The organism is Cobetia sp. L2A1 (assembly GCF_009796845.1).
Taxonomy (GTDB): Bacteria; Pseudomonadota; Gammaproteobacteria; order Pseudomonadales; family Halomonadaceae; genus Cobetia.
On the sequence record NZ_CP047025.1, the window covers coordinates 3,953,844 to 3,979,848 of the forward strand.

General features: G+C 58.1%; 14 protein-coding genes and 3 rRNA genes. 6 read left to right on the top strand and 11 right to left on the bottom strand.

The window, feature by feature from the left end; translation table 11 throughout:
* Positions 1 to 651: 651 nt before the first annotated feature.
* From rrf to GQR90_RS16870, 5 genes are all read right to left on the bottom strand, one after another.
* Positions 652 to 767 (bottom strand): 5S ribosomal RNA (gene rrf, locus GQR90_RS16850).
* Between the two features lie 157 nt (positions 768 to 924).
* Positions 925 to 3,812 (bottom strand): 23S ribosomal RNA (locus GQR90_RS16855).
* 241 nt (positions 3,813 to 4,053) lie between these two features.
* Positions 4,054 to 5,602, bottom strand: a 16S ribosomal RNA gene (locus GQR90_RS16860).
* The 16S, 23S and 5S rRNA genes sit together here, the layout of an rRNA operon.
* Before the next feature lie 578 nt (positions 5,603 to 6,180).
* A complete protein-coding gene (locus tag GQR90_RS16865; RefSeq protein WP_158775080.1) occupies positions 6,181 to 9,120 on the bottom strand; it encodes an FAD-binding and (Fe-S)-binding domain-containing protein in 2,940 nt (979 codons plus the stop codon).
* A 62-nt stretch (positions 9,121 to 9,182) separates the two neighbouring features.
* On the bottom strand, positions 9,183 to 10,889 hold the full coding sequence (locus tag GQR90_RS16870) for an L-lactate permease (protein WP_158775081.1): 1,707 nt from the start codon (positions 10,887 to 10,889) through the stop codon (positions 9,183 to 9,185).
* 424 nt (positions 10,890 to 11,313) lie between these two features.
* Here GQR90_RS16870 and GQR90_RS16875 point away from each other — a divergent pair, with 424 nt between their 5' ends.
* From GQR90_RS16875 to GQR90_RS16885, 3 genes are read left to right on the top strand one after another with little or no spacing between them, the layout of a single operon-like run.
* Positions 11,314 to 12,084, top strand: coding sequence for an FCD domain-containing protein (locus tag GQR90_RS16875; protein WP_158775082.1), 771 nt, complete (start codon positions 11,314 to 11,316; stop codon positions 12,082 to 12,084).
* Positions 12,081 to 14,561: an ATP-binding protein gene (locus tag GQR90_RS16880; protein WP_158775083.1), complete on the top strand. Its 2,481-nt coding sequence runs from the start codon at positions 12,081 to 12,083 to the stop codon at positions 14,559 to 14,561. The genes GQR90_RS16875 and GQR90_RS16880 overlap by 4 nt, the downstream gene beginning before the upstream one ends.
* 47 nt (positions 14,562 to 14,608) lie before the next feature.
* Positions 14,609 to 16,030, top strand: coding sequence for a sigma-54-dependent transcriptional regulator (locus GQR90_RS16885; protein WP_158775638.1), 1,422 nt, complete (start codon positions 14,609 to 14,611; stop codon positions 16,028 to 16,030).
* 50 nt (positions 16,031 to 16,080) lie between these two features.
* Here GQR90_RS16885 and GQR90_RS16890 read toward each other — a convergent pair whose 3' ends face one another.
* The 3 genes from GQR90_RS16890 to GQR90_RS16900 form a co-directional block, all read right to left on the bottom strand.
* The gene (locus GQR90_RS16890) at positions 16,081 to 16,788 is read right to left on the bottom strand and encodes a metal-dependent hydrolase (RefSeq protein WP_158775084.1); all 708 of its coding nucleotides are present in this window, start codon (positions 16,786 to 16,788) and stop codon (positions 16,081 to 16,083) included.
* A 280-nt stretch (positions 16,789 to 17,068) separates the two neighbouring features.
* A complete protein-coding gene (locus tag GQR90_RS16895; protein WP_158775085.1) occupies positions 17,069 to 17,611 on the bottom strand; it encodes a gamma carbonic anhydrase family protein in 543 nt (180 codons plus the stop codon).
* A 173-nt stretch (positions 17,612 to 17,784) separates the two neighbouring features.
* Positions 17,785 to 19,128, bottom strand: coding sequence for a sodium-dependent transporter (locus GQR90_RS16900; RefSeq protein WP_158775086.1), 1,344 nt, complete (start codon positions 19,126 to 19,128; stop codon positions 17,785 to 17,787).
* 343 nt (positions 19,129 to 19,471) lie between these two features.
* Between GQR90_RS16900 and prlC the strand changes: the two genes are divergently transcribed.
* Together prlC and GQR90_RS16910 are read left to right on the top strand one after the other, a co-directional pair.
* Positions 19,472 to 21,520 carry an oligopeptidase A gene (prlC, locus tag GQR90_RS16905; protein ID WP_158775087.1) on the top strand — a complete coding sequence of 683 codons (2,049 nt, stop codon included), beginning with the start codon at positions 19,472 to 19,474 and terminating at the stop codon, positions 21,518 to 21,520.
* A gap of 136 nt (positions 21,521 to 21,656) precedes the next feature.
* Positions 21,657 to 21,908 (top strand): YheV family putative zinc ribbon protein, encoded by a 252-nt coding sequence (locus GQR90_RS16910; RefSeq protein WP_158775088.1) that lies wholly within the window; start codon positions 21,657 to 21,659, stop codon positions 21,906 to 21,908.
* A 110-nt stretch (positions 21,909 to 22,018) separates the two neighbouring features.
* On the opposite strand, the gene sodC is transcribed toward GQR90_RS16910, so the two are convergent.
* Together sodC and metF are read right to left on the bottom strand one after the other, a co-directional pair.
* Complete coding sequence (sodC, locus tag GQR90_RS16915) at positions 22,019 to 22,564, bottom strand: superoxide dismutase [Cu-Zn] SodC (protein WP_442778529.1); 546 nt, start codon at positions 22,562 to 22,564, stop codon at positions 22,019 to 22,021.
* 240 nt (positions 22,565 to 22,804) lie between these two features.
* Positions 22,805 to 23,656: a methylenetetrahydrofolate reductase [NAD(P)H] gene (metF, locus tag GQR90_RS16920; protein ID WP_158775089.1), complete on the bottom strand. Its 852-nt coding sequence runs from the start codon at positions 23,654 to 23,656 to the stop codon at positions 22,805 to 22,807.
* Positions 23,657 to 23,976: 320 nt separating this feature from the next.
* On the opposite strand from metF, the gene GQR90_RS16925 reads away from it, so the two are divergent.
* Positions 23,977 to 24,906, top strand: a complete 930-nt coding sequence (locus tag GQR90_RS16925) for an AEC family transporter (RefSeq protein ID WP_158775090.1) — start codon at positions 23,977 to 23,979, stop codon at positions 24,904 to 24,906.
* 75 nt (positions 24,907 to 24,981) lie between these two features.
* Here the strand turns inward: GQR90_RS16925 and GQR90_RS16930 are convergent, their stop codons facing one another.
* A complete protein-coding gene (locus GQR90_RS16930; RefSeq protein WP_158775091.1) occupies positions 24,982 to 25,893 on the bottom strand; it encodes a UDP-2,3-diacylglucosamine diphosphatase in 912 nt (303 codons plus the stop codon).
* Between the last annotated feature and the right edge of the window lie 112 nt (positions 25,894 to 26,005).

The following is a 26,005-nucleotide window of genomic DNA, read 5'->3' on the forward strand; positions in this document are numbered from 1 at the left end:
ACAGCCCTTTCTGACGCCTGCTTAGAGCTGACATCAGCAGTAGATGCCCCATACAACAAACGTTTCAGCAGTGTGCCGAATAGAGAAGAACCTTGCGCAAGGTGTGTCGCATCAGCGGCGTCTTTTGAGGCAGTCCATTCGTCGCCGTCCATGCGACTTGCCTCACCCGGCATAACCCTCGTCGCCTCGGTGGCTACCGTGACAGACACTGCCGACTTATCCACACCCGGTAACACGCGCCTGCTGGGTATAACAGTAGACGCCGGATGTAAAAGCCTTGCCTCCACCTGGCGCAGCCGTTGCTCCAATTCTCTAATCCTCAGCATGCTGAGCCAGCCCATCAATGCGCCGCCCACTACAAGCAGTGCTAGCACTGCACCTATTACCATTAACTCGTCCATCGCCTGCCCTGTCATCGGGGTGTCATTGCACGAAGAGTACGTCATTTCCTCCAGTGACTCATGCCAAGCCCGAATTTCAGCCATCTCAAGCACTGTACCGAGGCCCTACTCTCTATAAATGCACAACGCCCCTGTCGCGGTGGCGACAGGGGCGTTTGAGAGATATTGCTTCAGATATTTTCTGGGCATTTTTCTGTGCACAAAGAGAACCGCCCCTGTAGCAAGGCTACAGGGGCGGTTCAGTATAAGTGCCTGACGATGACCTACTCTCACATGGAGAAACTCCACACTACCATCGGCGCTAAGCGGTTTCACTTCCGAGTTCGGCATGGGATCGGGTGGTTCACGCTCGCTATGGTCGTCAGGCGAAACGGTGGCACCTTGCGGTACCTGAGTCTCAAGGCTTTTGGGCCTCGTGACTCGCAATATGAATCATGCTGAACGCTATGTCGGAGCTGTCTGACGCACACTGTCGTGTGTCGTAATCCCGGCGGTTCGCCGAAGCAAACCCCTTGGGTGTTATATGGTCAAGCCTCACGGGCAATTAGTACTGGTTAGCTCAACACATTGCTGTGCTTCCACACCCAGCCTATCAACCTTGTAGTCTTCAAGGGCCCTTCAGGAGGCGCAAGGCCTCAGGGAAGTCTCATCTTGAAGGGGGCTTCCCGCTTAGATGCTTTCAGCGGTTATCCCGTCCGAACGTAGCTACCGGGCAATGCCACTGGCGTGACAACCCGAACACCAGAGGTTCGTCCACTCCGGTCCTCTCGTACTAGGAGCAGCTCTTCTCAAACTTCCGACGCCCACGGCAGATAGGGACCGAACTGTCTCACGACGTTCTAAACCCAGCTCGCGTACCACTTTAAATGGCGAACAGCCATACCCTTGGGACCGACTTCAGCCCCAGGATGTGATGAGCCGACATCGAGGTGCCAAACACCGCCGTCGATGTGAACTCTTGGGCGGTATCAGCCTGTTATCCCCGGAGTACCTTTTATCCGTTGAGCGATGGCCCTTCCATACAGAACCACCGGATCACTAGAACCTACTTTCGTACCTGCTCGACGTGTCTGTCTCGCAGTCAAGCACCCTTATGCTCTTGCACTCAATGCACGATTTCCAACCGTGCTGAGGGTACCTTCGTGCTCCTCCGTTACCTTTAGGAGGAGACCGCCCCAGTCAAACTACCCACCATACACTGTCCTCGATCCAGATAATGGACCTGAGTTAGAACGCCAATGATGTCAGGCTGGTATTTCAAGGTTGGCTCCACCTGAGCTAGCGCCCAGGTTTCCAAGCCTCCCAGCTATCCTACACAGACAACATCAGCATCCAGTGTAAAGCTATAGTAAAGGTTCACGGGGTCTTTCCGTCTAGCCGCGGGTACACAGCATCTTCACTGCGATTTCAATTTCACTGAGTCTCGGGTGGAGACAGCGTGGCCATCATTACGCCATTCGTGCAGGTCGGAACTTACCCGACAAGGAATTTCGCTACCTTAGGACCGTTATAGTTACGGCCGCCGTTTACCGGGGCTTCGATCAAGAGCTTCGGACGAATCCTAACCCCATCAATTAACCTTCCGGCACCGGGCAGGCGTCACACCCTATACGTCCGCTTGCGCGTTTGCAGAGTGCTGTGTTTTTAATAAACAGTTGCAGCCACCTGGTATCTTCGACCGGTAAGAGCTTACGGAGCAAGTCCTTCACTCAAACCGGTGCACCTTCTCCCGAAGTTACGGTGCCATTTTGCCTAGTTCCTTCACCCGAGTTCTCTCAAGCGCCTTGGTATTCTCTACCTGACCACCTGTGTCGGTTTGGGGTACGGTCGCATATGATCTGAAGCTTAGAGGCTTTTCCTGGAAGCGTGGCATCGGCAACTTCCTGACCGTAGTCAGTTCGTCTCGCATCTCGACCTCAGAGGAACCGGATTTGCCTGATTCCTCGGCCTACATGCTTTCACCAGGACAACCAACGCCTGGCTCACCTAGCCTTCTTCGTCCCCCCATCGCAACCATATCCGGTACGGGAATATTAACCCGTTTCCCATCGACTACGCGTTTCCGCCTCGCCTTAGGGGCCGACTCACTCTGCTCCGATTAACGTAGAACAGAAAACCTTGGTCTTCCGGCGGGGGAGTTTTTCACTCCCCTTATCGTTACTCATGTCAGCATTCGCACTCGTGATACCTCCAGCAGACTTCTCAATCCACCTTCATTGGCTTACACGACGCTCCTCTACCGCTCATCCATAAGGATGAACCCGTAGCTTCGGTACCTGATTTAGCCCCGTTATATCTTCCGCGCAGGCCGACTCGACTAGTGAGCTATTACGCTTTCTTTAAAGGATGGCTGCTTCTAAGCCAACCTCCTAGCTGTCTGAGCCTTCCCACATCGTTTCCCACTTAATCAGGATTTTGGGACCTTAGCTGACGGTCTGGGTTGTTTCCCTTTTCACAACGGACGTTAGCACCCGCTGTGTGTCTCCCACACTGCATTCATCGGTATTCGGAGTTTGCGTCGGGTTGGTAAGTCGGGATGACCCCCTAGCCGAAACAGTGCTCTACCCCCGATGATGATATGTGAGGCGCTACCTAAATAGCTTTCGAGGAGAACCAGCTATCTCCGGGCTTGATTAGCCTTTCACTCCGATCCACAGCTCATCCCAGCATTTTTCAACATACTTGGGTTCGGGCCTCCAATTGATGTTACTCAATCTTCACCCTGGCCATGGATAGATCGCCCGGTTTCGGGTCTATACCCTGCGACTGGTCGCCCAGTTAAGACTCGCTTTCGCTACGCCTCCCCTAATCGGTTAAGCTCGCCACAGAATATAAGTCGCTGACCCATTATACAAAAGGTACGCGGTCACAGAACAAGTCTGCTCCCACTGCTTGTACGCATACGGTTTCAGGATCTATTTCACTCCCCTCGCCGGGGTTCTTTTCGCCTTTCCCTCACGGTACTGGTTCACTATCGGTCAGCCAGGAGTATTTAGCCTTGGAGGATGGTCCCCCCATGTTCAGTCAAGGTTTCTCGTGCCCCGACCTACTCGATTTCACGATACTCAGACTTCGACTACGGGACTATCACCCTGTATCGTCAGGCTTCCCAGCCTGTTCGTCTGTCAGTTGTATCGCTTAAGGGCTGGTCCCCGTTCGCTCGCCGCTACTTGGGGAATCTCGGTTGATTTCTTTTCCTCCGGGTACTTAGATGTTTCAGTTCCCCGGGTTTGCCTCTATAGGTTATGTATTGGCCTATAGATACTCACCTGATGGTGAGTGGGTTTCCCCATTCGGAAATCGTTGGGTCGCAGGGTATTTGCCACCTCGCCAACGCTTATCGCAGGCTATCACGTCCTTCATCGCCTCTGGCTGCCAAGGCATCCACCGTATGCGCTTAATCGCTTGACCATATAACCCCAAGGGGTCTGTCAAGGATTACGAATTGTCGGACAACTCCGACATATCGTTTGATGGACATATGCTTGGCGCACATATCCATCGTCAGCATGATTCACATTGTTAAAGAGCGGCTGTTCAGTGAACAGTGAGAAGCGCACTCGTAGGAGCGCGCTTGCCACTGCCGGCTAAGCCAGCAATAAGATCAGGTAATTCGTTGTGAGCACTTGCCGCGAGCGATAAACAGTGTCGATAAGGAGGTGATCCAGCCGCAGGTTCCCCTACGGCTACCTTGTTACGACTTCACCCCAGTCATGAACCACACCGTGGTGATCGCCCTCCCGAAGGTTAGGCTAACCACTTCTGGTGCAGTCCCACTCCCATGGTGTGACGGGCGGTGTGTACAAGGCCCGGGAACGTATTCACCGTGGCATTCTGATCCACGATTACTAGCGATTCCGACTTCATGGAGTCGAGTTGCAGACTCCAATCCGGACTGAGGCAAGCTTTATGGGATTGGCTCCACGTCGCCGTATTGCAACCCTTTGTACTTGCCATTGTAGCACGTGTGTAGCCCTACCCGTAAGGGCCATGATGACTTGACGTCGTCCCCACCTTCCTCCGGTTTGTCACCGGCAGTCTCCTTAGAGTTCCCGACATTACTCGCTGGCAAATAAGGATAGGGGTTGCGCTCGTTACGGGACTTAACCCAACATTTCACAACACGAGCTGACGACAGCCATGCAGCACCTGTCTCAGAGTTCCCGAAGGCACCAATCCATCTCTGGAAAGTCCTCTGGATGTCAAGGGTAGGTAAGGTTCTTCGCGTTGCATCGAATTAAACCACATGCTCCACCGCTTGTGCGGGCCCCCGTCAATTCATTTGAGTTTTAACCTTGCGGCCGTACTCCCCAGGCGGTCAACTTATTGCGTTAGCTGCGCCACTAAGTCCTCAAGGGACCCAACGGCTAGTTGACATCGTTTACGGCGTGGACTACCAGGGTATCTAATCCTGTTTGCTACCCACGCTTTCGCACCTCAGTGTCAGTATCAGTCCAGAAGGCCGCCTTCGCCACTGGTATTCCTCCCGATCTCTACGCATTTCACCGCTACACCGGGAATTCTACCTTCCTCTACTGTACTCTAGCCAAGCAGTTCCAGATGCCGTTCCCAGGTTGAGCCCGGGGCTTTCACACCTGGCTGACTTAGCCACCTACGCGCGCTTTACGCCCAGTAATTCCGTATTCCGATTAACGCTTGCACCCTCCGTATTACCGCGGCTGCTGGCACGGAGTTAGCCGGTGCTTCTTCTGCGAGTGATGTCCTTCCTCTAGAGTATTAGTCCAAAGGCTTTCTTCCTCGCTGAAAGTGCTTTACAACCCGAAGGCCTTCTTCACACACGCGGCATGGCTGGATCAGGCTTTCGCCCATTGTCCAATATTCCCCACTGCTGCCTCCCGTAGGAGTCTGGGCCGTGTCTCAGTCCCAGTGTGGCTGATCATCCTCTCAGACCAGCTACGGATCGTCGCCTTGGTGAGCCATTACCTCACCAACTAGCTAATCCGACATGGGCTCATCCGATAGCGCAAGGTCCGAAGATCCCCTGCTTTCTCCCGTAGGACGTATGCGGTATTAGCCTGAGTTTCCCCAGGTTGTCCCCCACTATCGGGCAGATTCCCATGCATTACTCACCCGTCCGCCGCTCGACGCCTTCTAGCAAGCTAGAATCGTTTCCGCTCGACTTGCATGTGTTAAGCCTGCCGCCAGCGTTCAATCTGAGCCATGATCAAACTCTTCAGTTGATAAGCTTGATAGTCTGTTAAGCAGACCAAACTTGGTTCAGAGTCAAACTTCTCGTGAGAGGCTTGCTCCGATATTTGGTGACCTTGTCACCACTCATCGGCAAGCGCTCACACGAATTACCTGATCAAATTTTTAAAGAGCGTCGCTGTTAAGCAAGGAGGCATATTCTACCAGGAACGCTTGGGAAGTCAAGCACTTGGTGATGAGTCAGTCGACTGCCTCTAAGCATCATCAAGTAGTGAGGGGCGATGCCCGTTCACGTGTTCCGTAAGGTGTGCGGCGTATTCTAGCGAATCTGCCGGGATTGTCAAGTGGAGTGTTTCGGAGAGATTTGAAAAACATCAATCGAAACAATCACCTGCACACCTCTTTCACCGCTGGTAACGCCCTGCGTCACCGGCAGCGGATGCGTACTTTACGCACCGAACTGGTTCAGCGCAAGGGCTTTTTGAAGAGATTGTCATCATGCTGTCACCGATGCCGAATCTCCGCATGGTTCTCCCCTCTTTATAGCTATCTACTCCTATAACAAGAGGAACCCATTTGCCCCCCCCCCCTCTCTCAAGCAGAGAACAGGCTATAGGGGTGTAGAAGCTCTATCGACCAATCCCAGAATCGATTGATAGCTCAGTCCGGAGTGTGCACTCAAGCCTATCTCACAGGTACGCGAGTTCGAGACACCGTAATCGCAGCCTCCCACCACTTCCTTGAGCCCCTTGAGTGCCGAGGCATTCAATTCAGGTGTCGCGAAGCCCTTGTCACCTGCAAAGCCACAGCAAGTAATCTCTTCCGGCACGACGATCTCCATGGCGCACTGGCGCGCCAGTTCGACAAAGCGATCAGCCAGGCCCATCCGTACACTGGAACAGGTGACATGTACGGCGACTCGCGCCTTCAATGGTGTGATGGATAGGTAAGGCAGCAGATAGTCGAGTACCAGCTGCACCGGTTCGACCAGCGTGAGCGATACCTCGAGATGCTCCCGCGCGTAGGCCTGAGCTTGAGCCAGGCACGGACTGGTATCGCAGAAGATAGGCAGACGTCCCTTGTCACTCGCCTCGATCAGCGCATTTGCCAGCTCTGCCGCCTTGGCATCTCCCGCCTCGAACTGCCCCTTGGACTGGAAGGCCATGCCGCAGCACAGCGCATCCACGCCTTGCGGCAACACGACTTCAAAACCTGCCTTGTCCATCAAGGCCAATGCCATTTCCGTGGCACTACGCTTGTCGAGGTCCTCTGCGGCCACACCGAATACGCGCGTGGCACAAGAAGGGAAGTAGACGACATGGCCATTGGGCGCACCACTACGACCGAGAGGCTGCGCCAGATGCTTGAGATAGGGTCGCGATGCAGCCGCCGGCATGCTCGGCGTCCACTGCTGCACTCTGTCGCCCGAGACCTTGCGTGCTGCCTGGGTCATGCGCTGCATGTTGCGCGTCCCAATGACGCCACGCACCCCATCAGCCAATCGCAACACTCCACGCATGCCGCTTGTAACACGCGTGAAATGCGCGCCCACCAGGCTTGCTACCTTTACCTTGCCACCGTGTGCCTCTCCCGCATTCTCCTCATGACGCAGACCACGAATCAGATCACCGGTATTGATGCCGACCGGACATTGCGTCGCACACAGGCCATCACCGGCACAGGTTTCCATGCCTTGATAGGCATAATCCTTCTTGAGCGCCGTCAGCTGAGCGAGCTGCTCGGCATTCGGTGTTGCCAGTGCCGCCAGTCGCGCGATCTCACGTCGGATGACGATACGCTGACGCGGCGTCAGGCTCAGGTTCTTTGACGGACAGACCGACTCGCAGAAGCCGCATTCGATACAGCGATCCACCAATGGATCAGCCGCGGGGAGTGGCTTGAGATTTTCCAGGTGCAGTCGCGCATTGCGACTCAGGATCACCTCGGGATTGAGCAGGTTATCGGGATCAAACGCTGCCTTGATACGCCACATCAGCGCGTAGGCATCCGAGCCCCACTCAAGCTCTACATAAGGCGCCATGTTACGCCCAGTACCATGCTCGGCCTTGAGTGATCCTCCATATTCCTGCCCAACCAGCTGTGCTACCTCATCCATCAGTCCCTGATAACGCTCGACTTCACCGTCATGCTCGAAGCCCTGCGGGAAGACGAAATGTAGATTGCCCTCCAGCGCATGCCCGAACAGAATCGCTTCGCTATAGCCATGACGACGGAAGACCTCCGTCAGCGCACCGACACCTTCTGCCAGTCGCTCGATGGGGAAGGCGACATCTTCGATGATCACCGTCGTGCCGACATCACGCACTGCGCCGACTGCCGGAAAGAGCCCCTTGCGGATCTTCCAGTAGAGCGCATAGCGCGCAGCATCCTGAGTGAAGTCCCACGGTTCACAGGTAGCGATGTCTGCAAGCACGCGCTCGACTTCGCCCATGCGAGCCTCGAGCTCGTGCAGTTGCGACCCCCGCACATCGATCAATAGCGCGACAGCAGCGTCCGGCAGGCAGCGGAGTATCTCCGGCATACCAGGTTCATTCTCGACCGAGCGAAGCGCGGCGTGATCCATCAGCTCCACGGCAGCGACCGGTGATTGCTTGAGCAGCATGGTGGCGCGGCAGGCAGCATCAATATCCGGGTAATAGACGAGTGCGGCCGCCTTGTGTGCCTCCTCGACGACCGTGCGATAGGTAATGGAAGCAATGAAGCCCAGCGTACCTTCCGACCCGATCATCAAGTGCTTGAGAATCTCGAGGCCATCGACATAGTCGACAAGCGCATTGAGGCTATAGCCAGTCGTGTTCTTGAGGCGGTACTTGTGGCGAATGCGCTCCGCCAGTGGCGCGTCACGGCGTACCTCATCGGCCATCTCTTCCAGCGTGGTCAGCAACGCTGCATGACTTTCACGGAAGGCGGCCACGCTTTGGCGGTCTGCTGTATCCAGGCAGCTGCCATCCGCAAGAATGACGCGCATGTCCTCGACGGTACGATAGCTGTTGTGCGCCGTACCACAGCACATGCCCGACGCATTGTTGGCCGCGATGCCGCCGATCATGCAGCTATTGATGGACGCCGGATCAGGCCCGATCTTGCGCCCGAAAGGGGCCAGCAACTGATTGGCCCGTGCGCCGATGACACCCGGCTGAAGACGAATGCGATTGCCCTGCTCAAGAATCTCGGCGCCGCGCCACTCTCCTCCCAGCTGGATGAGCACTGAATCCGTCAGCGCCTGCCCAGACAGCGACGTGCCTGCCGCACGAAAGGTGACCGGCAACTTGCGCGCACGACATTCACGCAGCACATGCCCCAGCTCTTGCTCATCGTGCACGCGTACTACCAGCTTCGGAATCAGTCGATAGAAGCTGGCATCCGTGCCATAGGCGAGCGTCCGCAACGAGTCATGTATCAGTCGCGCAGTCGGAATGTACAGCGCCAGCGCCTCTCGCAGTGCCACATGAGCTGCAGCACTTTCGGTCGGCGTGGGGACCTCGCTCAAGGTATCTTGAGGGGCAGAGTCAGGGGCAGCGGCGTTCATGGCCAATCTCATCTTTTATCAGTCAGGATGTCAGTCGGGGTATCAGGCGCAGTACGTGGCACTCATGGCAAAAGTGGATCCGTCAGGCCCAGCAAGTGGAACGCCAGCATCCCCAGTACACCTGAGGCAAGTAGATAGTAGGCTGTCGGAATGGCGGTCATGCGCAGCGTCTGTCCTTCGCGCCCAAGCAGGCCAACGGTGGCCGATGCCGCCACGACATTATGGATGGCAATCATGTTGCCTGCCGCAGCACCTACTGCCTGCAGCGCCACCATCAGTGCCCCCGACAACCCGAGCTGCGTCGCGACGTTGAACTGGAACTGCGACAGCATCATGTTCGAGACAGTGTTGGAGCCGGCAATGAAGGCACCCAATGCTCCGATGGTGGACGCGAACAGCGGATATACCTGCCCTAGCCCATCAGAGACGACATTGGCCATCATCACCGGCATGGAGACCAGGTCGTTCAGATTGACCCCGGAGTTGATCAGGATGCGCACCATGGGAATGGTGAAGATCAGCACGAAACCGGCGCCGAGCAGCGTACGCCATGACTCACTGGCCGCGGCCACCAGCTGCCGCCCCCGCATGCGATGCAGTACCAGCGTGAGAAGCGCCACGAACACCATGATGCCGCCTGGCAGATACAGCGGTTGCACCGAACCGGATATACCACTCGCGCCCAGCAAGTCCGTGGCGCTGAACTGCAGGCTGACCAGCAACGCCTTGAAGTCAGTCGATACTCGCGATGCCACCAGCAGCAGTGCGATCAAACCGTATGGCAGCCATGCCAACCACAGCGGTAGGCGACGCTGGCCTGCGGCGGCCACTTCGACATCATCACGCTCCAGCTTGAGGTCACCCAACCAATGCGTAGGCCATTGGGCCTCGGGCGGGAAGTCCCAGCGGTCTTTCGGCAGCAGGAAGCCTGCACGCGCTGCGGGCACCACGATGATCAACCCGACCAGCGCCCCGATCAGCGAGGGGAATTCCGGGCCGAGAAACACGCCAGCGGCCACATAGGGGAGCGTGAAGCAAAGGCCTGCAAACAGTGCAAAGGGTGTAATCGAGAGTCCTTCGGTCCAGCTTTTGTTGGCTCCGAAGAAGCGCGTCATCATCACCGTCATGAAGAGAGGCATCAGCAAGCCGACGATCCCATGCACGATCGCCACCTCGGAGGTGATCAACTGCAAGAAGACATCCCAGCTGGAGTGATGGGCCAACAGCTGCTCGCTCAGGCCAGCCTTGTCCAGGCCCGCATTCACGCCAATCACGATGGGCGTACCCACTGCGCCAAACGAGACCGGCGTCGACTGGATCATCATGCCGACCATCACCGCCCCCAATGCAGGGAAGCCGATCGCCACCAACAGAGGCGCAGCAATCGCCGCCGGCGTACCAAAGCCCGACGCCCCCTCGATGAAGCTACCGAACAGCCAGGCAATGATGATCGCCTGCACGCGTCGGTCTGGGCTGATGGTGGTGAAGGCGCCACGAATCACCGCGATCGCCCCGGAATGCTTGAGGGTGTTGAGAAGGAAGATGGCACCGAAGATGATCCACAGCACCGAGACCGTCACCAGAAGGCCTTGCAGCGTAGAGGCCACGATACGTGTCAGCGACATGTGCCACACGAAGTAGCCGATGACCGCAGTGACCAGAAAGACCAGAGGCATGGCGCGTCGCGCAGGCCAGTGCAGGCCGACGAGCAGTACGCCCGCCAGCAGAATGGGGGTAAAGGCCAGCAAGGCCAGAAGGGGCTCAGACATGACGGGGACTCCACAGGCGTATTGTTTTGATTTGTTATCCTGGCGCAGTGATGACGAGTACCGAGGGTTTGGCGTTCCCGGGGTCGATAGGTATCTCGCATGCGATAATTGGTCTTACCAATTTACCTTTCTACGCTTCGCCATAATCTAGGCCTCACTCATGGGTGGGTCAAACCCCATGAAGCGTATATGTAATAGACATTGGTCAAAGCTTATCGATGATTGATAATTGGTCTTACCAATTTTTTTTCTTGTGTATTTCCTCATGCGGCGCACGGTTGTCAGACATATTGGCAAGACCAATGTCTGGCTTTGTGGCCTGCCGTGCACACGACACACTTGTTGAAAAAGTGCCTATCGGCGGCGTCCTCATACGCACTGCTGGATCAAGAGCGCGCATCAACCTCGCAGCAAGGACAACCCCATGCGTTATGCCCCTGTTCGTCAGCCCCGCATTGCCGACGTACTGACCGAGCGCCTCGAGAGCATGATCATCGAAGGCAGCCTGAAGCCAGGTGAGCGACTGCCTCCCGAGCGCACGCTCGCCGAACAATTCGCGGTATCACGTCCATCGGTACGTGAAGCGATTCAGAAACTGGCGGCACGCGGCCTGCTCACCTCGCGTCAGGGAGGCGGCACCTACGTCTCCGAGGCCCTGTCGCGCGCCTGGTCTGATCCACTCAGTGAATTGCTCGGTCGGCATGGTGAATTCAATCTCGACTTGCTGGAGTTTCGTGACGCACTGGAAGGCATCAGCGCCTACTACGCTGCCCTGCGCTCCACTCCGGCAGACAAGGAGATGCTGCGGCAGCGCTTCGAGGCACTGGAGCGCAGCTTCGAAGGACGTGATCCCGAGCGTGAGGCAGGCGCCGATGCGGCCTTTCATCTCGCGATCGCCGAAGCCGCTCACAACGTGGTGCTACTGCACTCGATGCGCAGCCTGTTCCAATTGCTGGAAAAGAGCATCGTGGCCAACCTGCGTCATCTGTTCGAGAAACCGGAATCACGCCCGCGCCTGATTCAACAGCACCGCGCATTGTTCGAGGCCATCATGGAAGGTCGCCCCGAAGATGCACGCAACGCGGCACACGAACACCTGGTATTCGTCGAGGATTCTCTACTGGAACTGGAGCGCGCCGAAACCCGTGCTCAACGTGCGCTACGGCGCGCTCAGGCCATGCCGGACCGCTCATGAAAGCCACACGTCTGCCGCACCTCTGGCGCCTTGTACTGGCAGTCATCCTGCCGCTCGGGCTGATGCTGTGTGTGTGGCAGGCGGTCAGCGTCGCGCGAAGCCAGGGCCTTGAGCGTCTGACTCACGAAGCCGATAACGAGCTACGCCTGACAGCCGCCAGCCTGCGCGGCCAGTTGAGCCGACATGCCTACTTGCCACGATTGGTCGCCGAGAATAACCAGCTGCGTGCCTTTCTCGACCATTCGGATGACCCCAGCGCCGAGGTCGCACTCAATCAGCGGCTGGATCGCATGCGCGCACTGGCCGGCGTGTCAGACCTCTATCTGGTGGATGATGACGGCACCACCATTGCTGCCAGCAACTGGCGCTCAGCCTCGACCTTCATTGGCCAGAACTATCGCTTTCGTCCTTATTGGCAGGATGCCATCGGCGGCGGCGAAGGGCGTTTCTATGGTCTGGGCACCAGCTCCGGCGAGCGCGGCTATTTCTTCAGTGCCGCCGTCACCAGCCCTGCTGGCCGCCACGGTGTTGTCGTGGTCAAGGTATTGATCGCGGATCTCGAAGCCGGTTGGTTGGAGCAGAATGCCGATATCATGGTCACGGACCCTCACGGCGTCATCTTCATCGCCAGCCATCCAGAGATGGTGCTGCGCACGCTTGAACCACTCGATGAGGCGACGCGCAACCGGCTGCTGGATACCCAGCGTTATGCCAATCAGCGGCTACGCCCGCTACGTCTTCATCATCGTGAGATATTGCCTCTGATCACTGAATCATCAGGACTTTCCACTTCAGTGAGCGGCAACGACTACGACAGCCCTGTCGAACTGATCCAGTTCACGCCTGGCGATCTCTGGCAGCATGCCAGATTGAGTTTGTCACGCCCGCTACCTGATATCGGCTGGCGCCTGCATGTTCTCAAGCCTCTCGCCCCGCTACGCGCCGGCATCTGGCAAGCTGCGGGATTGGCTGCCGGTGTCTATGCCTTGCTGTGTCTGCTCGGTGGGCTTGGCTGGCAGCGACTGCGCATCCTGCGCGAGCGTCGATTGTTCGCCGAACGCGAACGCTTGAATCTCGCCGCCGGCCAGCAGCGCGTACGAGGCATCATCGATCGGACTCAAGCAGGCCTGTGCATCCTCGATGAACACACGCGACTGGTATATCTCAACCCCACCGCCGAGGCGCTGTTTGGTACGCCACTGAGTGCGATGCCAGAAGCAGCAGCTCAAGAGACAGCAGGCCATGAAACTACAAATCATGAAACTACAAACCAAAACCGCCCCACGCCCAGCGCACGCGAAGGACGTGACCTGCGCGAGTTGTTTCTGCCAGCCGAACGCCATCAGCTCAATCGCCTGACCAGCGCTCATTCAGTTGGGCCGCTGGAACTCCACGGACTGCGCGCTGGCGTCGCTGTACCGCTGGAACTGTCCTGCTCACCGCTGCCCAGCCCCAACGGGCCACGCTGGCTCGTCACGGTATTTGATGTCAGCGAGCGCCGCGCGCAGGCCGAAGCGCTTGCCCAGGCCCGCGATGCCTTCGAGCAACGAGTGGTCGAGCGGACCCGGGATCTCGCCGCCAGCAACGCCCGCCTGAGCGGTGAAGTCGAAGAGCGCACGCGAGCGGAACGCGAATTGCGCGCCACACGTGATGAATTGATCCAGACCGCCAAGCTGGCCGTACTGGGTGAGCTGGCCGCAGGCATCAACCACGAACTCAATCAGCCGCTGGCGGCCATCCGAGCCTATGCCGAGAACGCCAGTGCCTTTCTCGCTCGTGGCCAACATCAACACGTCGATGCCAATCTGACGCTGATTACCGAGCTGACGCAGCGCATGGGCGAGATCAGCGCTCAGCTGCGACAGTTCTCACGCAAGAGCGGTAACCGCCTCGAGCCGGTCGATCTCGCCACCAGTCTCGACTATGCCCTGCGGCTACTGCATGTGCGCAGCGAGCAGCAGGGTGTCGCCATCTCGCGTGACCCTGATCCTGCCGTCGAACAGCTTGGCGATGGGCAGCATGACAACGAACAGCCTGGTGCCTCATTCCAGGTGCGCGCCGAACCGGTGCGTCTGGAGCAGGTGCTGGTCAATCTGCTGGGCAATGCGCTGGATGCCCTGGCAAGCCCGATAGCGGAGCACTCGCGACCGCCCTGCATTCAGGTGGAATTGCGTGAGACGACGATCGACGCCAAGGCCATTGTCATACTGGAAGTGCATGACAACGGCCCCGGACTCGCGCCAGCGCAACTGGCACGCGTCTTCGAGCCCTTCTATACCCAGCGCGCCGACGGCCAAGGGCTCGGACTCGGGCTATCGATCAGCGCCCGCATTGTCAGTGATCTCGGCGGTACGCTCGAGGCACACCCCTCTCCGCTGGGTGGCGCACTGTTTCGGCTGACACTGCCCGCTCTACAGGCCAATACCACCGCACAGATGCCACCTGACTTTTCCAACATATCCCGGGAGCCGACGTGACCTCATCACCTGAGCATGCCAACGATACTGCGACCTCATCCGCCGTCATGCAGGTGCTGGTGATTGATGACGAGCCCGCGCTACGCGACAGTCTGAGTCAGAGCCTGATGCTGGCTGACTACACCACCCTGCCACTGGCGAGTGCGGAACAGGCGCTCGAGTTGCTCCGCCGCGAGACGCCCTTTTATGGCGTGGTGATTACCGATGTTCGTATGCCGGGCATGGATGGCCTGAGTCTTTTACGCGCCGCCCGTGAGCTGGATGACGAGCTACCGGTGATCGTGATGACCGGCCACGGAGACATCGATACGGCAGTGTCTGCCATGCAGGCAGGTGCCTGGGACTTCATCGAGAAGCCGTTCGATCGTGAGCGGCTATTGGACGGCGTGCGCCGTGCTGTGGCGGCGCGAAGGCTGGCGCTGGAAAATCGCTCGCTACGTGCGCAACTGGAAACTCAGCGCAATAGCGCTGGCCCACGCCTGGTGGGTAGCAGTGAAGTGATTCAGCGGTTGGATGCTCAGGTATCACGCTTGGCACGCGTGGATGCCGATACCCTGCTGTTTGGCGAGACAGGCGCCGGCAAGGACCGCGTCGCTCGCTGCCTGCATGAGCGCAGCGCACGCGCCAGCAAACCCTTCGTGGCCCTCAACTGTGGTGGCATGCCAGAGACGCTGATCGAATCAGAGCTATTCGGCCATGAGAAAGGGGCCTTTACCGGCGCCAGCGTGCAGCGCATCGGCAAGTTGGAACACGCCGACGGAGGCACGCTTTTTCTCGATGAGATCGAGTCAATGCCGCTATCGCTGCAAATCAAGCTGCTGCGGGTGTTGCAGGAGCGCAGTATTGAACGACTCGGCAGCAATACCTCACACCCGATAAACATCCGCGTCATCGCCGCGACCAAGCGCGATCTGCGTGAGGCCGCCAGTGCGGGCGAGTTCCGCGAAGATCTCTACTATCGCCTGAATGTCGTCACACTCTATCTACCGCCCTTGCGCGAGCATGCTGAAGATATCCTGCAACTGTTCCGCCACTTCGCGATTCTTGCCAGCGAACGCACAAGTCTTGAGGTACCCCCCCTCGATGCGACGACTCTACAGGCGCTATTGAGTCACGACTGGCCGGGCAATGTGCGCGAATTGCGCAACTGTGCCGAGCGGCATGTACTGCTGGGCGGGCTGGAGGGCAATATCGGTGACAGCATGGCGGAAGGACGCGCACTATCCGGGCCATCAGAAAAGCCCGGCGAGCAAGCCGGTGGCTCTGTGGAGAATGTCGTTGGCAATGCAACGACAGGATTGACGCTTCCGGCGCGCATGGAGGCCTTCGAAGCCACGCTGATTCGCGAGGCGCTGGCCGCCTGTCAGGGCCAGGTCGTGCTGGTCTGCGAGCATTTGGGACTGCCGCGCAAGACCCTCTACGACAAGCTAAAGAAGCATGGGCTGAGCGCCGAGTCTTATCGCATCTGAAGGGGGTATTCATCACGGCGTTCAAGCCCGGATGCTGACACTCCCACGTTTCAGACCCCGGCCATCAGGCGCGACAAGCCCGCTCCAAAAACGGAGAGCGGCCCTTGCAAGTGCAGAATATTCACCAGTACCTGCAAGGGTGGCAACCACGGACTCATCGCACCGATCACCACCACCATTGCCAGCGAATTGCCGGGCTGACGATAGTCGAACAACTTGAAGGCGGTACCAAAGCTCTTCTTGAGACGAGCCCCCACCATGTCGACGCTGTACATCTCATCGAGTAGCAGGTGGATCATCGCGCCGAACAGCAGCGCCGCCCCTTGCCACCAGGCTTGCTCTTCACTCTGCCCGAGTACCTGTAAACTGGCTGCCGTGACGCCAAGCGCACACAGCAACGAGGCCAGCAGTGAATGCCAGATGCCACGGTGAACGGTAAAGCGCTTGAAGATCGCACTGGCGACATAGCGCACACCCATGTAGGTACCACCGCCCGCCATCAGCAGCGGGCCGGCCAACAGTCGGTCTTGCAGCAGCAGTACACAGGCCATGGTCGCCAGTACCGCAAACAAGGTGAACAGAATACGGATAGCGCGTGAGTTATCGGAATCAATGTCCGGCAGAATGCCGCCGAAGGTGGTCAGGCCGGCCAAGGGGATACCATCAACCAGCGACCAGAGACCGCCCTGCCAACCGACAGCCGCCACGATGCCGCCAGCAAAGGCAGCAACGGTAATATGGGTACGAAAATTGGCCATGAGATACGGGTCGCGAGCCCTCGCCAAGGTTACTGGACCAGTCGCCACTTATGACTACTGGATATATGTCCAGATTATGACGCAGGCATTTCATGAAAAACAATGGCTTGTATGGGATTCGGTATGAAGATCGTGCATATCGTCTCCCTACCGTGCTCTGTCAGGACGCCAAAACGCACACTCCCCCGCCAGCGTGAGCCAACAGGGGAGTGTGTGTTCATGTGTCTGACAACATATCCGGCGAGGTATGGGGGCTAGCGCCAGAACCTCAGATCACAGACTACTCGGCATAGTCCTCGGCCAGATGCTGATCCTTCAGCTTGACGTAGTTCACCGCCGAATAGGCGAAGAATTCACGCTCACTATCCTTGATGGGGCGCAATGCCCGCGCGGGATTGCCGGCATAGACATGCCCACTTTCCAGACGCTTGCCCGGCGGCACCAATGCACCCGCCGCGATGATGACTTCATCTTCCACCACCACACCATCCATCACGATAGCGCCCATGCCGATAAGCACACGATCGTGGATGGTACAGCCGTGCAACACAGCCTTGTGACCGATGGTCACGTCATCGCCAATTTCCAGCGGATAGCCGCCGGGATTGAAGTCGCTGGCGTGAGTGATATGCAGCACCGAGCCGTCTTGCACGCTGGTACGCGCGCCAATACGGATACGGTGCATGTCGCCACGAATCACGACCAGCGGCCATACCGAGCTGTCATCGCCGAGGGCAACATCGCCTAACACCACACTGGTGGGGTCGATGAAAACCCGTTCGCCGAGACGCGGCGTCAAGCCCTTGAAGGATCGAATGCTCATGCCTTACCTCCTGATTTAGGCGCCCAGACTACTGCCAGAAAGCCCTCGGCGCCAATCCCATTGACCATTGCGCTGCGTTGCCCGCGTCACCACACCATCGTTCACGGACAATTCACGCAGAACGGCTGTCGGGATATGAGGGCAGCTTGTGTGTACTGAAACGTCATACCTTGCTATTTGAGAAAGCTCCAGACCAGCACGACCAGCACCAACGGAATTGATACCCAGCGCAGCACACCGCGCCATACGCGGAAGAAGTGACGCGACGTCCCCAATCCCGCCAAGGCCAGATTCTGCGGCATCACCCAAGCGGCAAAGATGGCGATCAATAGGCCGCCCACCGGCAGAAAGAAGTCCGGTGGAATCGTCGTCACCACATCAAAGAAGTTCATCTCGCCCAACACATGCACGTCTTTGAGGCTAGAAAACGACAACACGGACAGCAGCCCCGCCGCCCACACACAGATACCCACCACGAGTGCCGCGTTACGTCGTCCCATTCCCCAGCCCTCCAGCACCTCGACAATCGGTTCAGCGATATTGATCGAGCTGGTCCAGGTCGCCAGTAACAACAACAGGAAGAACAGTGACAGCAATAGTGCACCACCTGGCAGATTGGCAAAGGCGATCGGCAGGCTGACGAACATCAGGCCGGGACCAGACGCCGGGTCCAGGCCCTGGCTGAATACCGCTGAAAATATAGCGATACCCGCCAGCAGTGCCACGCCAATATCCAGTGCGGCAACTGCCACAGCCGCTGTCGGTAGGCTCTGACGCTCTGGCATGTAAGCACCATAGGCCATCAGGGCACAGGCCCCGACGGCCAGGGTGAAGAAGGCATGTCCCATTGCATTGAGCACCACGTCCAGCGTGATCGCATCCGGGTTGGGCATGAACAGCCAGCTGAGCGCTGGCACAAAACCCGGAGTGCTGATGCTATAGCCCGCGAGTGCCAGTAACAGCACGTAGAGCATCGGCATCATCAGATTGTTGAGGCGCTCCAATCCCGACGAAATACCCGCCGCCACCACACTCATGGTCATCAGCATGAACAGTGTGTGATTGAAGGTCATCGAGATAGGGTCATCAAGGAAGCCATTGAATGCAGCGCCGACTTCTGGCGGCGTCATGCCACTGAAATCGCCTTTGAGCGAATCCACCAGATATTCGATCGACCAGCCCGACACTACCGAATAGAACGACAGGATGAAGAACATGGTGATGGCGCCAAATAGCCCCAACCAACGCCAGTGGGGTGAGCTACCGCCAGCGGTCGCCAAATAAGCCAACGCTTGCATCGGCCCACGACGCCCGGCACGCCCGATCATGATCTCCGCCATCATCACCGGCAGGCCAAGTAACACGACGAAGCCGATGTAGAGCAGCAGGAACGCCGAACCGCCGTTCTCGCCGGTCATATAAGGGAAGCGCCAGATGTTGCCCAGCCCGACGGCAGCGCCGGTCACTGCCAGAATGAAGGCCCGGCGGCTGCCCCAGCGTTCGGTGGTTTCGCTCATGTCTGCTCTCGTGGTCAAGGAACGGTGGTGAAGAAATGTGATCCAGTAACGGTCATCAAGGGCTGCAAGATAGCAGCCGCGCGGGCCAGGGCCAATGCGACGCTGGTGACTGAGCGAGACTCACGCCAGGGCGCCAGCGGTCATCTTCTGCCCACTCCTCCACCACTCCCGCCATCAGTCATCGAACGCTGCCTATCACGTCGATAGATTGAATAACGCGCCTTGTGGCCTCACATTCAGTGTATCCCCGCGGCAACGGTGGTCATGTTTTCGAATGCGCCCCAGCGCATGGCACTTTTATCTTCCTCCCGCTGCCGCCCACCTGAATAGTGTGAGGTACCGCATGTCGATCAATCCCCTGCTGGAACATAACACCCTGCCGCCCTTCGATAGTCTGAAGGCCGAGCACGTCGAGCCCGCAATCAGCGAACTGCTGGAGCATAACCAGCAGGAAATGGAACGCCTGATCGACGCGACTCGCGACGACACGCGCTGGGATAACTTTGCTGCACCGTTGGAAGCACTGGGCGATCGACTCAGTCAGGCGTGGTCGCCGGTTTCGCACCTCAACTCGACCATGAATTCGCCGGAGCTGCGTGAAGCCTATCAAGCCTGCCTCGCCAAGCTATCGGCCTACTCCACCTGGGTCGGTCAGAACAGCGACCTGGCAGCAGCCTACCAGCGCCTTGCTGATAGCAGCGAATTCCCGACACTCGATGAGGCGCAGCAGAAAGCTATTACCAACAGCTTGCGCGACTTCCGCTTGGCCGGTGTGGATCTGCCTGACGACAAGAAGCAGCGTTATGGCGAGATCCAGGCACGTCTGTCGGAGCTGTCCAACACCTTCTCCAACCACGTGCTGGATGCCACTCAGGCATGGCACAAGGATGTCGACGAAAGCGCCCTCGTTGGCGTACCGGAAAGCGGCTTGTCGGCGCTCAAGGCCAACGCCGAATCAAAGGGACTGGAAGGCTATCGCATCACGCTCGACTTCCCGAGCTTCTTCCCTGTCTTGAGCTACGCCGAGAATCGCGAGCTGCGTGAAGAGGTCTACACCGCCTTCGTGACCCGCGCCTCCGATAAAGGACCACAGGCGGGTGACTATGATAATGGCCCTGTCATTGAGGAGATTCTTGCTCTGCGTCAGGAGCTGGCCGGCCTGATCGGCTTTGACGACTATGCCTCGCTGTCACTGGCCACCAAGATGGCTGATTCACCGGCACAGGTCATTGCCTTCCTTGATGACCTGGCGACCCGTGCGGTGCCGCAGGCCCGTGAAGAGTTCAACGAGCTGGCCGCGTATGCCACCGAGAGCCTCGGCATCGATGATCTGCAGCCGTGGGATGTCGGTTTTGCCAGTGAGAAGCTGCGTGAATCGCGCTATGCGATCAACCAGGAGCAGCTGCGCCCTTACTTCCCGGCACCGCAGGCCATCGAAGGGCTGTTTGAAGTGGTCAATCGCCTCTATGGCATCACCTTCCGCAAGCGCGACGTCTCGGTATGGCACGATGACGTCAGCTATTACGAGGTGCTGGAAGATGACGCGCCGATCGCTGGTTTCTATCTTGATCTCTACTCGCGTGAAGGCAAACGCGGTGGAGCCTGGATGGACGAGTGCCGCGTGCGTCGTCGTCGTGAAGATGGCAGCCTGCAGTTGCCGGTCGCCTACCTGACCTGCAACTTCACCCGTCCGGTGGGCAATCGTCCGGCACTGCTGACGCACGATGAAGTGGTCACACTGTTCCACGAATTCGGCCACGGTCTGCACCACATGTTGACCCGTCAGGAAGTCGCCGAAGTCTCCGGTATCAATGGCGTGGCCTGGGACGCGGTCGAGCTGCCCAGCCAGTTCATGGAAAACTTCTGCTATGAGCGTGAGGGTCTGGATCTGATTGCACGTCACGTCGATACCGGCGAACGCCTGCCAGATGACATGCTCGAGCGCCTGCAGGCTGCCCGTAACTTCCAGGCCGCGATGACCATGGTCCGCCAGCTGGAGTTCTCGCTGTTCGACTTCCGCATGCACCATGAACTGGACAAACCTTCTGCCAACGACGTCCAGTCACTGCTCGACGAAGTACGCAGCAAGGTTGCGGTAGTGCCGCATGTCGACTTCAATCGCTTCCAGAATGGCTTCAGCCACATCTTTGCCGGTGGCTACGCGGCAGGCTACTACAGCTACAAGTGGGCAGAAGTGCTGTCAGCGGATGCCTTCAGCGCCTTCGAGGAGAGCGCGGTATTCGATACCGCAACAGGTTTGCGCTTCCGCGAGGAAGTGCTGGCTCGGGGTGGCTCACGTGATGCCGCCGAGCTGTTCCGAGCCTTCCGTGGCCGTGATCCGCAGGTGGATGCACTGCTGCGTCACTCGGGAATCGGCGCGCAGGCGGCCTGATCTAACAGGCCATATCCGCCAGTACGTCCACACGCCCCTGACCTTTATCGGTCGGGGGCGTATCATATGGCGCATTGAATGCTCTGTCTGGCTGATGCTGTCCTGACTGACCTGACCTGACCAAATAGGAGGCTCCATGTCTGCCATCAAGCGCTTCATCGCTGGCGCCGTTTGCCCGCGTTGCGGAGAAATGGATCGCCTGCGTACCTGGGAGCAAAACGACATGCGCTACCGCGACTGCGTGTCCTGTGACTTCTTCGAGCAGATAGCCATTGAGGAACCGCCGACGCTGGCCGAGATCTCCACACGGGTCAATGCGCCACGCGAGGCACCGGCAGTCGGCGAGATTCAGCCGGTCAGGATCATCGACCCCGGCAAGCGCCACTGATGCCTGAATGCAGCGACTGTCGCTGACAGTCAGCCATGAAAAAGCCCCGCCAATTGGCGGGGCTTTTTCATGGGCAGCGTAGGATTGATACGTATACGGAAAGCGCCGGGCTATTTGACGACGCCACAGGCCTCGCGTGCACCACCCCCCCCTAGCGTGGGTGTATCGGTGTAGTTGTCACCACCAGAATGAATCATCAGCGCATGGCCATCAAGATCACTCTCCTCGAGACGTGGCGCCAATACCGGCAAGTCGACACTGCCATCGGCATTGACGGTCAGTGCCGGTAGATCACCAAGGTGGCCTTCGCCATAGGGTCCCTGATGTGTCTCGGTACTGTCGGGATCAAAGTGACCTCCCGCCGAGGCTGCCGCGACCATTTTCCCGTCTTTCTCGGCTGGCGCACAGCTGTCGTTGGCATGCAGATGGAAGCCGTGAACACCTGCCTTCAACCCACTCAGCTTCGGTGTCAGTAGCAGTCCGCTCTGAGTATCCTCGGCCGTGATGGTCCCCACGGACTCACCGACTCCTTCGGCACTCACACGGTGCATCTCAATCTCGGTAGAGGCCTGAGCCGCCCCACTGGCCAGGCAGGCACCCAAGGCCAGTGCAACACATGTTTTCAGCAAGGGGCGCTGCGTCGTCATGATGTTCATAAGCAATCTCTCCAGCACGCGAGACGACACCAGAGCTTGAGATTCAAGCTCGACACTGGGTGCCGAAGCAATGAGTGATCAGTGTTACCCCTCTATGACTTCGGGGCCTACAGCGCAATGTTCAATGCCTCTCATATAATAAACTCGCCCCCACAACGCATACACCCCCACCAGAAGCTGGCGGGGGGTGTGTGACTAACGACTTTTCGGAGCAACGCTCAAGATCACCCCAACGGATAATTACACGCTGGTGATGCCAAGATTCTTGAGTACCTTGAGGCATGGATCAGCCTGATTGAGCGTATAGAAGTGCAGTCCGGGGGCGCCGCCGTCCAACAGACGCTCACTCATGCGGGAAATCACTTCAGTACCAAACTGCTGGATGCTCTCGCTGTCATCGCCGTAGCTCTCGAGCTGCTTGCGGATCCAACGCGGAATATCCGCACCGCAGGACTCAGAGAAACGCGCCAGCTTGGTGTAGTTGGTGATCGGCATGATGCCCGGAATGATAGGCTGCTCGATACCTATCGCTCGCGCACGCTCCACGAAGTGGAAGTAGGCATCTGCATTGAAGAAGTACTGAGTAATGGCGATGTTGGCACCCGCCTCCATCTTGCGAGCGAAGTTCTCGAGATCACGCTGATGATTCTCCGCCTGCGGATGACATTCCGGATACGCTGCAACCGCGATCTCGAAATGATCACCGGTCTCTTCACGCACGAACTCGACCAGCTCATTGGCATAGCGTAGCTCACTGCGGGCACCCATCCCGGAAGGCAGGTCACCGCGCAGTGCTACCAGACGCTTGACGCCCTTTTCACGGTATTCGCCGAGAATTTCACGTAGCTCCCCGCGATCACTACCGACACAGGAAAGATGAGGCGCAGTGCAAACCCCTCCATTACTGACGGCGTTGACGGTATTGAAGGTACGCTCACGGGTAGAACCGCCGGCACCATATGTCACGGAAAAGAATGTCGGATTGATGGCTGCCAGACGGTCGCGAACACCCATCAGCTTCTCGTGCCCCACCTCGGTATTCGGGGGAAAGAATTCAAAGCTGATACCCAATGGATGCTCACTTGCGCTCATGGCATGGCCCTCTGTAGTCAGTCGTGTCCAGCATTGACCTTTTTCCGCCGCACACTTCATGGTGTGCGTGCTCCAGCATGTCTTGCATTGTGAACTGGGCAACGAACCTCGGCCAATGAAAGCTTTTCGCCTCATCATCAATACCGCTCATATAAGGAAACTCTTTCTTATAACCTTACAGATGGCTAGCACGTGAATTATCATCCAGAGGCTCTATCTCGGGCCCTGCAAGTGACATCACAGCATTCAGTGGATGACGCCAGCGCATCCCGCACGGCATGATGACGCTGGCCAACAACCTCACTTCACAAGGATGCGTGATGGATCATATCGACCTGCAGCAGCCTCTTTGGATGCTGATCAGCTTCGTTGTCATCGGTGCACTGTGCGCTCGACGGCTGGCCATCGACCCGCGCCCCATCGCGACGCTATTGATCTATGTGATCGCCCCGCTGACATTCTTTCGTGGCCTGGTACTCGGTGAACCCTCGCTGAGTGACCTGAAACTGACGCTGGCGCTGTTCACGTTGTCGAGTCTCATCTGCCTGCTGGTACGTCCGTTGGCCGCGAAATTCTTCCCCCCTCAGGAAGCCGCGCTACTGGCCTTCTCCTCTGGCACCGGCAATACCGGCTACTTCGGGTTGCCTGTCGCGATGCTGCTGTTACCTCCGGAAGGTGTCACCCAGTATCTGTTCTGCCTGCTCGGCATCACGCTGTATGAATTCACGCTGGGCTTCTACGTCAGTGCACGCGGCCAGTTCTCGATGCGCCAGAGTCTTGCCAAGATCGCTCGTCTGCCGATGATCTATGCCTTCCTGGCTGCACTGCTGGTCAGCACGCTGGGCATATCAGTGCCTCAAGCGGTATTGGAGGGGCTGAACTACTTCAAGTACAGCTATACGGTGCTGGGGATGATGATCATCGGCATGACGCTGGGAGGCGTCAGTCTGCGCGAGGTGGATCCGCGCTTCATCCTGTCCGCGACGGCACTGCGCTTCGTGATGTGGCCGCTGCTGAGTCTGGGTAGCGTGATGCTGCTGGGCAGCCTCTTCACGCTGGACCCGATACTGGCCAAGGTCTTCCTGCTGCTGGGCGTGGTACCGATGGCCGCCAATGTCGTGGTACTGGCCATCGAGTTGAACATTCAGCCTGCGAAGGGTGCGATCGCGGTCATGCTGACTACACTGGCCGCCCCGCTGGTCATCCCACTATATCTCTCATGGATGCTGACGATCAGCGGGCTGGGCTAGAGAAGCTGACAAGCTAGTTGAGTGGGGTTCAGGGACTCACCTGAAACCCCACCTGACAACGCGCGTAAAAAAGCATCAGACTCCTGCCATCTCGGGAGTCTTGTGTGCAGCGCCAGCCTGCGGTGTCGCGATAGGTGGAGAGATGGACTTTTCTTCGACGGCCTGGCGCGACATCACGAACCGCGGGGCGCTTTCCATGATCTGCCCCTGCCAATCAATCAGATGCAGCGCACCCTCTGCGTCTTCCGCCAGCGCAGTGCAATGCTCGACCCAATCGCCATCATTGCAGTAGAGCACACCATCCTCGACGCGAAATCCCGCCTGATGAATATGCCCGCCGACATAACCGTCAAGACCTTCCAGTCGTGCCTGACGCATGGCGGCTTCCTCGAACTGCGCGACATAGCGCTGCGCTGTACCACTGCGACGCTTGAGCGCACTGGCAAGCGACCAGTACGGCAGCCCGAATAGTGAGCGGCCACGATTGCACCAGCGATTGAGCGACAGAATAAATCCGTGCATGCCATCGCCTAGCGTGAGCAACCACGGCGCGATGCGTACATGGGTATCAAATTCGTCGCCATGTGAGACCAACAGACGACGACCATTGGCAGTGAGATGAATCGCGCGGCGCTCGATGGAGACATTGTGCAGCTTCAAGCCACATAGGCGGCGAAAGGCAGCATCGTGATTGCCGGGGATATAGATGACTTCACAACCACTGCGCGCCAAGCGCAGTACTCGCGCCACCAGCGCCTGCTGGTCCTTGTCGAGCACTGCGCGCTTGCGCATCGCGAGCAGGTCCACGATGTCGCCCACCAGATAGAGCCGCTCAGGGCGAACGCGCCGCAGCAACTTGGATAGCAGCGCCGCCTGACAATCCGGCGTGCCAAGATGCAGGTCAGAAATGAACAGGGTACGAACCTGCCCGAGGGCGGCAGGTCCAGTGCAGGAGTCATCCCGGGAGGGAAAGCGCGGCGCGGTCATCTCTACCACCTCTGAATCAGCGGGTGTGGCCGGAAGAGCCAACTTGCCGAGACAGCGTGACGTGGGTTAATGACATGAACGTAACAAACAGATGAACACACGGTGACAGCTG

What these genes read in the sequence shown, in the direction of transcription:
- GQR90_RS16865 (WP_158775080.1), bottom strand. Translation starts at nt 9,120, where the DNA reads ATGAACGCCGCTGCCCCTGACTCTGCCCCTCAAGATACCTTGAGCGAG.
- GQR90_RS16870 (WP_158775081.1), bottom strand. Translation starts at nt 10,889, where the DNA reads ATGTCTGAGCCCCTTCTGGCCTTGCTGGCCTTTACCCCCATTCTGCTG.
- GQR90_RS16875 (WP_158775082.1), top strand. Translation starts at nt 11,314, where the DNA reads ATGCGTTATGCCCCTGTTCGTCAGCCCCGCATTGCCGACGTACTGACC.
- GQR90_RS16880 (WP_158775083.1), top strand. Translation starts at nt 12,081, where the DNA reads ATGAAAGCCACACGTCTGCCGCACCTCTGGCGCCTTGTACTGGCAGTC.
- GQR90_RS16885 (WP_158775638.1), top strand. Translation starts at nt 14,609, where the DNA reads ATGCAGGTGCTGGTGATTGATGACGAGCCCGCGCTACGCGACAGTCTG.
- GQR90_RS16890 (WP_158775084.1), bottom strand. Translation starts at nt 16,788, where the DNA reads ATGGCCAATTTTCGTACCCATATTACCGTTGCTGCCTTTGCTGGCGGC.
- GQR90_RS16895 (WP_158775085.1), bottom strand. Translation starts at nt 17,611, where the DNA reads ATGAGCATTCGATCCTTCAAGGGCTTGACGCCGCGTCTCGGCGAACGG.
- GQR90_RS16900 (WP_158775086.1), bottom strand. Translation starts at nt 19,128, where the DNA reads ATGAGCGAAACCACCGAACGCTGGGGCAGCCGCCGGGCCTTCATTCTG.
- prlC (WP_158775087.1), top strand. Translation starts at nt 19,472, where the DNA reads ATGTCGATCAATCCCCTGCTGGAACATAACACCCTGCCGCCCTTCGAT.
- GQR90_RS16910 (WP_158775088.1), top strand. Translation starts at nt 21,657, where the DNA reads ATGTCTGCCATCAAGCGCTTCATCGCTGGCGCCGTTTGCCCGCGTTGC.
- sodC (WP_442778529.1), bottom strand. Translation starts at nt 22,564, where the DNA reads ATGAACATCATGACGACGCAGCGCCCCTTGCTGAAAACATGTGTTGCA.
- metF (WP_158775089.1), bottom strand. Translation starts at nt 23,656, where the DNA reads ATGAGCGCAAGTGAGCATCCATTGGGTATCAGCTTTGAATTCTTTCCC.
- GQR90_RS16925 (WP_158775090.1), top strand. Translation starts at nt 23,977, where the DNA reads ATGGATCATATCGACCTGCAGCAGCCTCTTTGGATGCTGATCAGCTTC.
- GQR90_RS16930 (WP_158775091.1), bottom strand. Translation starts at nt 25,893, where the DNA reads ATGACCGCGCCGCGCTTTCCCTCCCGGGATGACTCCTGCACTGGACCT.